Here is a 13,283-nt window from a genome sequence, read left to right as displayed (position 1 = left end):
CAAGCTTTTTTTTGATAAAAATATAATTTTAAATAAGACTGATGCCGAGAAAAAATGATATAATTTTAGATTCTTTAAAAATTCTCAATATTTTTTTGAATAGCTTTAATTTTAGATTTTCGATCAATCCTACTAGTTCAAAAAACCAATTAAAATATTAGTTCCGTATAGATTGATAAAATAATCAAGTATTGTATGAAAGTTTAATAGGATAGAAAATATATCTAAAACAAAAAATCAGATGCCTTTTACAACATCCGATTTTTCTCTTTAATTCAAACTACTTCTACTCTTTCACTATTCTTTTTGTCATTTTTGCATCGTCACTAAATACATTTACAATATAAATACCTTTAGCTAATTGTATAACATCTACCGAGTTTCCTGGGTTTTTATGAGTTGCTATTTTTTTCCCTAACAAGTTATAAATTTCTATTTTGTTAATAATGATATCTGAATCGTTTTGTATTTGTAGGACATTCGTAACTGGGTTTGGATATAGTTTAATAACATTCGAAAATACTTCATCTTTAGTGCTTAAAGCAGTATCAAAAGTTAAGGTTACCCTTTCTGTTTCTATGGTTAACCCTGTTACAATGCTATTGGTAACTCTACAATAATAAAACCCTGCATCTTGTTGTGTAGCATTTGCAATTTCAAAAGTACTATTAGTTGCATCTGTAATAGGGTTATAATTTTTATACCATTGATACGTATTGTTAGTCCCACTAACAACAGCTTCTAATGTTTTATCAAAACCATCTCCAAAATCTATATTTTCTTCTTCACCTACTTTTTCTTGAGAAGTATAAGAAAACGTCTTTAAATTTTGATAAGTTATAAATTCATCTTCAAAATCACCAAACTGAAATTTATTAGAACTGATGTATAATCTTTCTAAAGTTGAAGCTTCCGTAAAATCAGGAACTTTACCCATAATTTCATTATTTTGTAAATAAATGGTTTTTAACTTTAACATTCTAGTCATTTCTGCTGGTAAACTTTCAATTTTATTACTGTTTAAATACAAAGTTTCTAAAGATGTTAGGTTACCAATAGAGCTTGGTAAAGCTCCAGAAATATCATTAGAACTTAACTGTACGTTTGTTAATTTAGATAAATTACTAAAACTTTCTGGTATTTCTCCTTTTAGCTTATTTGATGACAAGCTAACATCGGTTATATGCTTTCCTCCGTCTACAATTTTTGTAGTTATCCCGTTCCATTTAGTAGCATTGTACGGATTACTTATTAATGCCTTTGCAAAATTTCCTGTCCAGTTTTCACTGTTAGTCCAATTAGCTCCATCTAAATTATTATACATATCTACCAAAGCTTGCATTTCATCTTCTGGCACATTGTTGTAAGCACTACAATCTTGACCCCAAACAATATTTGGATTTGAAGTTGCAAAAGAAGATGACTCCCAATCTGCAATTGTGTTTTGTGGCACTGCTATACAGTTTAAATACGTGTTACTTGAAAATGCAAAAGATTTTCGGTATTCACTTTCAGAAACATATGTATTATCAAAAACACTTGGAGGTACACCTATTTTTAAACCTGTTATTTGGTTTGAATTAACACTTAAAGACTCTAGGTTCACCAAACTAGAAAAATCTAAATTCCCTTCTAATTGGATACCGGTAAGAGACAAATTTTTTAACGAAAGAATGTTATTAATTTCTACTGGTATCATTTTTAAAACATATTCTGATTTCTCATAGCTATATTGATGATTAAACGTTAACTGTTCTAAATTAGATAATTCTCCAATTTCTGGTGCAATTTCTGAAACTGCATTATAATCAAATTTTAACGTTTTTAATTTCGTTAAGTTTTTAATAACTGAAGGGATTGTACCATCTAATTGATTACTATTTAATTCTACTTTTGTAACATGTTTTTGTCCGTTTACAATTGCTGTAGTTACCCCAAACCAAGCACCTACGTTTCTATTATCTTTGGCATCATTTACCCAAGTTACTCCATTGTATGCGTTTGATAAATCGTTTTTCCAACTTCCACCATTAGTACTGTTATAAACTGCAATTAGTGCTTCTCTTTCTATATCTGGAATGGAATTATTTGTAACGACAGCACAATTATCTGAATACACAACTCCATTATCTATTACATCTCCTTCTTCATTATAAAATGAGAGTTGCCATGCAACTAACTCATCACTTGGCACCTCTATACAGCCTAATGCATTTCTTTTAAGACCCAATCTGTTTGACGAAGGATTTTTTTCATTAGTTCCAAAAATAGTTGGAGACACAGCAATTTTTAAAGACAGAATATTATTATAATCTGCTTCTAAAGTATTTAAAGATTCTGATTTTGATAAATCTAGCGCTCCTGAGATTCTATTATGCCTTATATCTAAATTCTTAAGAACAATTAAATTGGTAATAGAACTTGGTAAACTTTCTAATATATTGTATTCTAAATCTAACTTTTCTAAAGTAGCTATATTTCCAATCTCATCTGGTAAATTGGTTAAGGTATAAATCAATTCACCTCTTACAGGATTTGTTGCTTGACTATTTAACCTTAATTCTTTTAAGTTCGTGAAATTACCTATGCCTGATGGTAAACTTGTTAATCCATTTGAACTCAAATCTAACTTTTCTAAACTAGCTATATTTCCTATCTCATCTGGCAAACTTGTTAAGGTACTTGTGTAGGTATAAGAATTTTCATCTTTTCGTTGACCGCTTAACCCTAACTCTACCAAACTTGTAAAGTTCCCTATTCCTGTTGGCAAGCTCTCTAAACTATTGCTTGCTAAACTTAAATAAGTTAATTTACCTAAATCTCCTATCTCTGTTGCTATAGACGCTATAGAACCGTTACTTAAATCTAAATAGGTTAACTCTGTTAAATCTTTAATCTCTTTTGGGATAGATCCTGATAGATTTTTATAATTACCTAACTCTAATCTCGTTACGTGTTTTTGTCCGTTGATAATCTCTGTAGTAACTCCTTCCCAAGAACCAACATTGGTTAATTCTGTAGCATCAGAACTCCAATTAGTTCCTACCCAAGTTACACCTGTTGTTGCATCTCTTTCTTCTCCTCCATTGGTTGCTTTATAAATCGCAACCAAAGCTTCTCTTTCTGACTGTGGAACTCTAAATCCTGTACAACTATCACTAAATGCTATTCCATTATCTGCAATGCTTGAATAACTTGCATACCTAGTTTCCCAATTACTTACTTCTAATGTTGGTACTTCTACACAAGTTAAATAAGAATTATTACTTAAATTAAAAGAGTAGGTACCACCTGAATAAGTATTAAAGTTTGATACAGGTGCATCAATCTTTAAATCTTCTATCTTATTATTGTGTAATTGTATTCTTGTCAAATTTATTAGATTCCTTAAATCTACCAAACCTCCTATTCCACTATTAGATGCTTCTAAAACTTCTAAACTTGTTAACTTATTCATCGTGGTTGGCAAACTTTCTAAATGATAAATATAAGTACCATCTGTTTGATAAGTGTACATATTCTCTATATACAACTCCTTTAAATTACTTAAATCTCCTATCTCATCTGGTAAACTTGTTAGCTTATTATTACTACTAGAACTTGATATATACAACTTCTCTAAACTTGTTAGACCTCCTATGGTTGTTGGTAAACTTGTTAACTCATTGGCTTCAACATGTAATTCTACTAAACTTGTTAATCCATTTATTGTACTTGGTAAACTTGTTAATACATTATTGTTTAAATACAACTTTTCTAAACTTGTAATACTACCAATCTCATCTGGTAAATTGGTTAAGGTATAAATCAATTCACCTCTTACAGGATTTGTTGCTTGACTATTTAACCTTAATTCTTTTAAGTTCGTGAAATTACCTATGCCTGATGGTAAACTTGTTAATCCATTTGAACTCAAATCTAACTTTTCTAAACTAGCTATATTCCCTATCTCATCTGGCAAACTTGTTAAGGTACTTGTGTAGGTATAAGAATTTTCATCTTTTCGTTGACCGCTTAACCCTAACTCTACCAAACTTGTAAAGTTCCCTATTCCTGTTGGCAAGCTCTCTAAACTATTGCTTGCTAAACTTAAATAAGTTAATTTACCTAAATCTCCTATCTCTGTTGCCATAGACGCTATAGAACCGTTACTTAAATCTAAATAGGTTAACTCTGTTAAATCTTTAATCTCTTTTGGGATAGATCCTGATAGATTTTTATAATTCCCTAACTCTAATCTCGTTACGTGTTTTTGTCCGTTGATAATCTCTGTAGTAACTCCTTCCCAAGAACCAACATTGGTTAATTCTGTAGCATCAGAACTCCAATTAGTTCCTACCCAAGTTACACCTGTTGTTGTATCTCTTTCTTCTCCTCCATTGGTTGCTTTATAAATCGCAACCAAAGCTTCTCTTTCTGACTGTGGAACTCTAAATCCTGTACAACTATCACTAAATGCTATTCCATTATCTGCAATGCTTGAATAACTTGCATACCTAGTTTCCCAATTACTTACTTCTAATGTTGGTACTTCTACACAAGTTAAATAAGAATTATTACTTAAATTAAAAGAGTAGGTACCACCTGAATAAGTATTAAAGTTTGATACAGGTGCATCAATCTTTAAATCTTCTATCTTATTATTGTGTAATTGTATTCTTGTCAAATTTATTAGATTCCTTAAATCTACCAAACCCCCTATTCCACTATTAGATGCTTCTAAAACTTCTAAACTTGTTAACTTATTCATCGTGGTTGGCAAACTTTCTAAATGATAAATATAAGTACCATCTGTTTGATAAGTGTACATATTCTCTATATACAACTCCTTTAAATTACTTAAATCTCCTATCTCATCTGGTAAACTTGTTAGCTTATTATTACTACTAGAACTTGATATATACAACTTCTCTAAACTTGTTAGACCTCCTATGGTTGTTGGTAAACTTGTTAACTCATTGGCTTCAACATGTAATTCTACTAAACTTGTTAATCCATTTATTGTACTTGGTAAACTTGTTAATACATTATTGTTTAAATACAACTTTTCTAAACTTGTAATACTACCAATCTCATCTGGTAAATTGGTTAAGGTATAAATCAATTCACCTCTTACAGGATTTGTTGCTTGACTATTTAACCTTAATTCTTTTAAGTTCGTGAAATTACCTATGCCTGATGGTAAACTTGTTAATCCATTTGAACTCAAATCTAACTTTTCTAAACTAGCTATATTCCCTATCTCATCTGGCAAACTTGTTAAGGTACTTGTGTAGGTATAAGAATTTTCATCTTTTCGTTGACCGCTTAACCCTAACTCTACCAAACTTGTAAAGTTCCCTATTCCTGTTGGCAAGCTCTCTAAACTATTGCTTGCTAAACTTAAATAAGTTAATTTACCTAAATCTCCTATCTCTGTTGCCATAGACGCTATAGAACCGTTACTTAAATCTAAATAGGTTAACTCTGTTAAATCTTTAATCTCTTTTGGGATAGATCCTGATAGATTTTTATAATTCCCTAACTCTAATCTCGTTACGTGTTTTTGTCCGTTGATAATCTCTGTAGTAACTCCTTCCCAAGAACCAACATTGGTTAATTCTGTAGCATCAGAACTCCAATTAGTTCCTACCCAAGTTACACCTGTTGTTGTATCTCTTTCTTCTCCTCCATTGGTTGCTTTATAAATCGCAACCAAAGCTTCTCTTTCTGACTGTGGAACTCTAAATCCTGTACAACTATCACTAAATGCTATTCCATTATCTGCAATGCTTGAATAACTTGCATACCTAGTTTCCCAATTACTTACTTCTAATGTTGGTACTTCTACACAAGTTAAATAAGAATTATTACTTAAATTAAAAGAGTAGGTACCACCTGAATAAGTATTAAAGTTTGATACAGGTGCATCAATCTTTAAATCTTCTATCTTATTATTGTGTAATTGTATTCTTGTCAAATTTATTAGATTCCTTAAATCTACCAAACCCCCTATTCCACTATTAGATGCTTCTAAAACTTCTAAACTTGTTAACTTATTCATCGTGGTTGGCAAACTTTCTAAATGATAAATATAAGTACCATCTGTTTGATAAGTGTACATATTCTCTATATACAACTCCTTTAAATTACTTAAATCTCCTATCTCATCTGGTAAACTTGTTAGCTTATTATTACTACTAGAACTTGATATATACAACTTCTCTAAACTTGTTAGACCTCCTATGGTTGTTGGTAAACTTGTTAACTCATTGGCTTCAACATGTAATTCTACTAAACTCGATAAACTTCCAATACTATTAGGTAAACTAGAAAGTCTGTTACTATATATTTTAAGTGATGTTAATTTATTTAAATTACCAATATTAACAGGTAATTTGGTTAATTGGTTATTGTATAGAGTCAACTCTTCTAATAAAACCAAATCACTCATATCTTCTGGTAAATCAGTATTAAAATTTGAGTTGTCTTCACCTAATCTATTATTATGTAACCGCAAAAATTTTAATTTTGTAAATCCACCTAAACCAGCAACTACTTGTAATTCGTTATCATTTAAAAATAATGTTTCTAATTCGGTAAGATTAGCAAAAGCAGCTGGAGTATTTGATAATTCACAATTAGCAAAATCTAAATAGGTCAGTTTTGTTAATTGCCCAAATTCAGATGGAATACTTGCAATATTATTAGGTGCAGCAACCAATCTTGTTAATTCAACCAAACCACCTATTTCAGGCGGTAACAAAGATATTTTTGTATTGGCAAATTCTAACGTTTCTAATTTTTTTAAATTACCTATAGTAGTTGGTACTAAATCTACTTGGGTATTGCTAAAATACAATTGTTCTAAATTAATTAAGTCTCCCAAACCAGAAGCTATAGAAGTTAGTTGATTGTTGTTAATGTTTAGCATTCTTAGATTTACTAAACTATAAAACTCATTAGGAAGACTAGTGATAAAATTATTATTTAAATACAACTCTTCTAATTTAGTCATATTATTAATTTCTTTAGGAATACTGTTAATACTAGAACTTGGAACATGTAAATATTTTAATTCTGTAAGAGCCCCTATTTCTGATGGTAGAACATCGTTAATACCTAAACCTGTAGTATGAATTTCTGTAACTCTTGTTTCTCCTTCAATTACTTCTACCTCTAACCATTCTGTATCATTTACTCCAGATTTTAGGGTATTAGCATACGTATAGGATTTATTTTGGTATAATTTTTTTAATGCATCTCTTTCTAAAATATTTGGTTTTGCTGTTTTATCAGCTTGATTGTATGGTACAATTCTAACTCCTATATCAAAATCATCATCCTCCAAATTCGTAAAATCTGAGACATAAGGAACTTCAACAAAAGCTAAGTTTGGAGTATCTTTAATATGAAATCGATTACTTGTTGTTGTAACTGAGCGTGGTAGTTTTAAAAAGTTTAATTTAGTATTATTAACTTTTAAAATATACAAATCTTTAAAGCTACTAAAATCTAAATCTCCTTCTAAACTTGTATTCCCTGATAAAAACAATACACTTAGCGTATTAGGAAAAAACTCTTCACTTATTACACCTGTAAAATTAGTATCTATAAGAAAAAGCTTTTCAAGAGCAGTAAAAGAACTAAAATCGCTAAAATCTCCAGTAAAATTATTTTCGTTTAAACTAATAGACTTTAATTTTTTTGGAAATAAATCAATATTTATATTTCCAGTTAATTTATTTGTTGCTACACTAACCCCCTGTAATTCTGTAAGCTGAGATAAATCTGGTAGCGTTCCTGTTAAATTATTATCCGTTAATACTAAATCACGAACATGATAAACACCGTCAATGTATGTAGCTGTTACTCCGTGCCAAGTCTTTACGTCCGATGTAGAATTTATATCTGTATCCCAATTGGTATTATTGGTCCAATTATCGCCATCTGTAGCATTATAAAAATCAATTAATGCTTGTCTTTCTGCTTGTGATACTTGTGCGTTTATAGCTAGGCATAAAAATGTAAAAAATAGAAATAGTTTTGTTTTCATAATAAAATTTTTTAATGATTTTCAAATATAAACTTCAAATAGATGCCTGTAAATACCTAAAAGTAGGTATATTTAATGCAGTAATATTTTATACTTTTTTAGTATTCTATCTCATTTTTAGTATTCGTATTTTAAAAACAACATAAATTAATTTTTAGAGGTCAGTATTTAAATTCATATCTTTAAAGTCAATAAATACAATATTATTATGAATATATTTAAGGGACAAAATCTTCTAGAGTTTGCTGATCGGTTTAAAACGGATGAAGATTGCAATAAATATTTGGCTGATATTAAATGGAAAGATGGATTTCAATGTGTTAAATGTGGTCATAAAAAGGCTCAAATAAGAAAAGATTTTTCACGTACTTGTAATATTTGTTCTCATCAAGAGTCATCTACCTCAAACACACTTTTTCACAAGGTAAAGTTTGGTGTTAGAAAAGCTTTCTTTATTGTTTTTGAAATGAGTACAAGTACTAAAAACCTTTCTGCTAGTTATGTTTCAGTTCGTTTTAGTGTAACAGAAAAGACTGCACGTTTATTTATGCGTAAAATTAGAGAAGCTATGGAAAGTAGTGGAAATAGTCCTATGACCGGTATTGTTCATGTGAATGAATTTTAAAGCACTTCATACAATGATTCATCAGGTGAAATCTTGGATAAGAACAACTTATTCTTGGGTAAGTGACTTTGATCTAAATAGATATTTTAATGAATTTTGTTTTAGAATTAATCGATCACAAAGTAAAGCAACAATATTCAATAACTTAATAACTAAAATGGTTGAAAAAGATAAAGTAGAGCATCAGAAAATTATATGCAACTAACTACTGACCTCTAAAAATTTTTAATTTTATCATTTTACAAGCACCCTATAATTTTATACTATTATTGACAATTGATAATTGCGCAATTTGTTGCAAAAAAGTATCTTTACGTTTCAGTAAATTAATTAAGTAGTAAATCAAACATAAAAAAGAGATGACAAAGAAAAACGTTGCCGAAATTTTAAAATCGGATTCAGTTTTACAAGAAGTAGAATTAAAAGGTTGGGTAAGAACATTTAGAAGTAATCGTTTTATTGCTTTAAATGATGGCTCAACTTTAAATAATATACAATGTGTTATCGATTTTGAAAACACCGATGAAACCACTTTAAAAAGAATTACAACAGGAGCTGCTGTTGCTGTAAAAGGCATACTTGTAGAAAGTCAAGGAAAAGGACAATCTGTTGAAATTCAAGTTTCTAATATTGAAATATTAGGAGATTCAAATCCAGATGAATATCCTATTCAACCTAAAAAACATAGTTTCGAATTCTTAAGAGAAAATGCACATTTACGTGTAAGAACAAACACTTTTAGTGCAGTTATGCGCGTGAGATCTAAACTATCTTTTGCAGTTCATAAATATTTTCAAGAAAACGATTTTAACTATGTAAACACACCAATTATTACAGGTTCTGATGCAGAAGGTGCAGGAGAAATGTTTAGAGTTACCAATTTTGAAGACAATAAAGCTCCCGTAACGGAAGACGGAAAAGTTGATTATTCTAAAGACTTTTTTGGTAAAGAAACCAATTTAACAGTTTCTGGACAATTAGAAGCAGAAACTTTTGCAATGGCCTTAGGTAAAGCGTATACTTTTGGACCAACTTTTAGAGCAGAAAATTCTAACACAACACGTCATTTAGCAGAATTTTGGATGATTGAACCAGAAGTTGCTTTTATGGATTTAGATGGCAATATGGATTTAGCAGAAGATTTTATTAAATCTGTAATTAATGATGTATTAAAAAATTGTGAAGACGATTTAGCTTTTTTAGATAAACGTTTAACTCAAGAAGAAAAAAGTAAACCGCAAGCACAACGCAGTGAAATGAGCTTGTTAGAAAAATTACGTTTTGTTGTTGACAATAATTTTAAGCGTGTTTCTTATACAGAAGCAATCGATATTCTAAGAAATTCTAAACCTAATAAAAAGAAAAAATTTCAATTCCCAATTAATGAATGGGGTGCAGATTTACAATCTGAACATGAACGTTTTTTAGTTGAAAAACATTTTAAATGCCCAGTAATTTTATTCGATTATCCTGCAAACATTAAAGCATTTTATATGCGTTTAAATGATGACGGAAAAACGGTAAGAGCAATGGACGTTTTATTTCCAGGAATTGGAGAAATAGTTGGTGGAGCACAAAGAGAAGAACGTTATGATGTTTTAGTTGAAAAAATGAAAGCCATGAATATCGACGAAAAAGAATTATGGTGGTATTTAGATTTGCGTAAATACGGAACAGCTGTTCATTCTGGTTTTGGTTTAGGCTTTGAACGTTTGGTACAATTTACAACAGGAATGGGTAATATTAGAGATGTAATTCCTTTTCCTAGAACACCTCAAAATGCAGAATTTTAAATGTTAAAACAAAGCTTACAATATAAATTACTTCAAAAATTATCTCCTCAACAAATACAGTTGATGAAGTTAATTCAATTGCCTACTCAAGCTTTTGAAGAACGTTTGAAACAAGAAATTGAAGAAAATCCGGCATTAGATACAGGTAAAGAAGAATCAGATGCTATAGATGATGATTTATCAAATGAATTTGACGATGATGAAGATACTGGAAATGAAAAAATTGAAGCAGACGATATTAATATTGATGAGTATTTGAGTGATGATGAAATACCTAATTATAAAACTCAAGCTAACAATTATTCTGCAGATGATGAAGAAAAAAATGTGCCTTACGCAGCTGGCACAAGCTTTCATCAATCTTTAAAAAATCAATTAAATACTTTTATTTTTGATGATGAAGAGCGCGCAATTGCAGAATTTTTAGTTGGTAGTATTGATGATAGTGGCTACATTAGAAGAGAAGTTATTGATTTAGTTGATGATTTAGCTTTTACCGCAAATGTATTTACATCCGAAGAAAAAGTGGTTACTATTTTAACAAAAGTGGTTCATAAATTAGACCCAATTGGTGTTGGCGCTAGAGATTTAAAAGAATGTTTAATTATTCAATTAAAGGCAAAAGAAAAAAATAAAATTAGAAGTTTAGCAATAGATATTTTAGAAAATTCTTTTGACCATTTTGTTAAAAAACATTACAAAAAACTTCAAGAAAAATATAACATTTCTGAAAAAGAATTAAAAGAAGTAAATACAGAAATATCAAGATTAAACCCAAAGCCTGGCAGTTCGTATGCTGGTAATAATAAAATTGCCGAACAAATTGTACCAGATTTTTCGATTAAAATTTTAGATGGTGAATTAGATTTAACTTTAAACTCTAGAAATGCACCAGAAATGCATATTTCTAAAGAATATAATAATATGCTAAAAGGCTATCAAGAATCTACTGTAAAAAGTAAATCTCAAAAAGATGCTGTATTTTTTATCAAACAAAAATTAGATTCTGCAAAATGGTTTATTGACGCTATAAAACAACGTCAGCAAACACTTATGGTTACAATGAATTCGATAATGCATTATCAATACGAATATTTTTTAACGGGTGATGAGCGCAAGTTAAAACCTATGATTTTAAAAGATATTGCAGATCAAATTAAAATGGATGTTTCTACGGTTTCTAGAGTTGCAAACAGCAAATATGTTTCAACTCCTTATGGTACAAAATTAATAAAAGACTTCTTTTCTGAATCTATGAAAAATGACCAAGGAGAAGATGTTTCTACCAAAGAAATTAAAAAAATATTAGAGACAGTTATTGCTGAAGAAAACAAAAGAAAACCTTTAACTGATGAAAAATTAGCTGCAATTTTAAAAGAAAAAGGTTATCCTATTGCACGAAGAACTATTGCCAAGTATCGTGAACAATTAGATTTACCTGTAGCTCGTTTACGTAAAGAAATATAGTGCGTTTTTATAAATTCATATCTGTAATTTTACATCCAATAGTTGTACCAACAATTGGTGTAATGCTTTATTTTTTATTGATTCCTAATAATTTTGAAAGCAAACAACGAATCAATATTCTAAGCCTTATTTTTGTTGTAACATACTTAATTCCGTTGTTGATATTAGTTATTTTTAAAAGGTTAAGAATTATAGAAACATATCAAACAGAAAGTATAAAAGAGCGAAAACTACCTCTTGCATTAATGATAACTTTATTTTACGTTTTAGGAAACACTCTAGACAGCGTTATAAACCTAAGAGATTTAGGCTTGCTTTTTTATGCCACTTCTTTAGGATTATTTATTATTTATATACTTTTTTACTTCCAAATAAGAGCTAGTATTCACTTATTATCAATAGGAATCGCAATAGGCTTTTTTATAGTTTTAGGTACTATTTACTCTCAATCTTTTATAATAATAATCATTGCACTATTTTTAATTGCAGGTTTATTGGCAAGTGCTAGACTAAAGTTAAATGCACATACATCTAAAGAAGTTTATATTGGTTTTTTTATAGGATTTTTATCTCCACTAAGTATGTATTATATATTATAGAAGATAAAAGATTAATCCAAATTTTAAGACTCGAGTATCAATATTTTCTCCATTAATTGTTCCTTTTTCAAAAACTGGAGTTAAACTATAAAAAAGATATGCATTAAATTCTGTATAACCTGCAGAAAATGTTAATCCGTATTGTAATTTTCTATAAGCAGAAACATCTTTATACTTATAAGCTGTTTCGTTTTCTGTAAACTGAAAAGTATTAGATATATTATATAAAAATTTTACACCAGTATAAATTCGCCAAAATTCATATCTTTTAGCAGTTGAAGTTCTCCATCTAATTTCTAAAGGAAACTCTAAATTATGGGCTTTAAATACATTAGAGCTAATATTTTCTGATGTATCAAAAAACGTGCTATTATTTATTTCTGACACTTTTAAATCATGGTTAAAAAAATCAAAACCATAACCAACACCAAGCGCAAAAGAAAAACTGCCTTTTTTATTAAGAATAATATCTTTTAAAAACCCAGTAGATACTGCATACGAAAAACTACTTTTAGTAACTCCAGATGGTTGACTATCAAATTGTGCATACGTAATTGCTGCATAAATTTGATCATCTGCATAGCGATCTCCCAATTGTAAAGAATCTTTTTGCGAGTAAATATTAGCTGTAAAAATCAGTAAAAAGAAAGAAAAAAATAATTTATCCATAATTAATTAACGAAATATAAATATACAATATTTCAAAATTAAATATCAATAGTTGTCTCTAAATTGAAAAAGTATTTAGATAAATCTTTAAACCA

At 29.3% G+C, this 13,283-nt stretch carries 5 protein-coding genes and 1 pseudogene; 4 read left to right on the top strand and 2 right to left on the bottom strand.

All coding sequences use genetic code 11. From position 1 onward, the window contains the following. Positions 1-286: 286 nt before the first annotated feature. Positions 287-8,035, bottom strand: a complete 7,749-nt coding sequence (locus tag BLT70_RS01290; RefSeq protein ID WP_091890467.1) for a leucine-rich repeat domain-containing protein — start codon at positions 8,033-8,035, stop codon at positions 287-289. 208 nt (positions 8,036-8,243) lie between these two features. Here BLT70_RS01290 and BLT70_RS01285 point away from each other — a divergent pair. The 4 genes and pseudogenes from BLT70_RS01285 to BLT70_RS01270 all read left to right on the top strand — a co-directional run bounded on the left by BLT70_RS01285 (position 8,244) and on the right by BLT70_RS01270 (position 12,519). Beyond that, a pseudogene (locus BLT70_RS01285) lies at positions 8,244-8,865 on the top strand (transposase). 154 nt (positions 8,866-9,019) lie between these two features. Next, positions 9,020-10,453, top strand: a complete 1,434-nt coding sequence (asnS, locus tag BLT70_RS01280) for an asparagine--tRNA ligase (RefSeq protein WP_091890465.1) — start codon at positions 9,020-9,022, stop codon at positions 10,451-10,453. Further along, positions 10,454-11,920 (top strand): RNA polymerase factor sigma-54, encoded by a 1,467-nt coding sequence (gene rpoN / locus BLT70_RS01275; RefSeq protein WP_091890462.1) that lies wholly within the window; start codon positions 10,454-10,456, stop codon positions 11,918-11,920. Then, the gene (locus BLT70_RS01270; protein ID WP_231962779.1) at positions 11,920-12,519 is read left to right on the top strand and encodes a hypothetical protein; all 600 of its coding nucleotides are present in this window, start codon (positions 11,920-11,922) and stop codon (positions 12,517-12,519) included. Before rpoN ends, BLT70_RS01270 begins: the two co-directional genes overlap by 1 nt. Here the strand turns inward: BLT70_RS01270 and BLT70_RS01265 are convergent. Further along, positions 12,514-13,188: a porin family protein gene (locus BLT70_RS01265; protein ID WP_091890459.1), complete on the bottom strand. Its 675-nt coding sequence runs from the start codon at positions 13,186-13,188 to the stop codon at positions 12,514-12,516. The two genes, BLT70_RS01270 and BLT70_RS01265, sit on opposite strands and share 6 nt — an antisense overlap. Positions 13,189-13,283 lie beyond the last annotated feature (95 nt).

It is taken from the genome of Polaribacter sp. KT25b, from assembly GCF_900105145.1.
In the GTDB taxonomy this organism is placed as follows: Bacteria; Bacteroidota; Bacteroidia; order Flavobacteriales; family Flavobacteriaceae; genus Polaribacter.
This window is presented reverse-complemented; position numbering and strand designations above follow the sequence as displayed.

Excerpts from the sequence above, each read along its gene's own strand:
- BLT70_RS01290 (WP_091890467.1), bottom strand. The coding sequence starts at position 8,035 with ATGAAAACAAAACTATTTCTATTTTTTACATTTTTATGCCTAGCTATA.
- BLT70_RS01265 (WP_091890459.1), bottom strand. The coding sequence starts at position 13,188 with ATGGATAAATTATTTTTTTCTTTCTTTTTACTGATTTTTACAGCTAAT.
- rpoN (WP_091890462.1), top strand. The coding sequence starts at position 10,454 with ATGTTAAAACAAAGCTTACAATATAAATTACTTCAAAAATTATCTCCT.
- asnS (WP_091890465.1), top strand. The coding sequence starts at position 9,020 with ATGACAAAGAAAAACGTTGCCGAAATTTTAAAATCGGATTCAGTTTTA.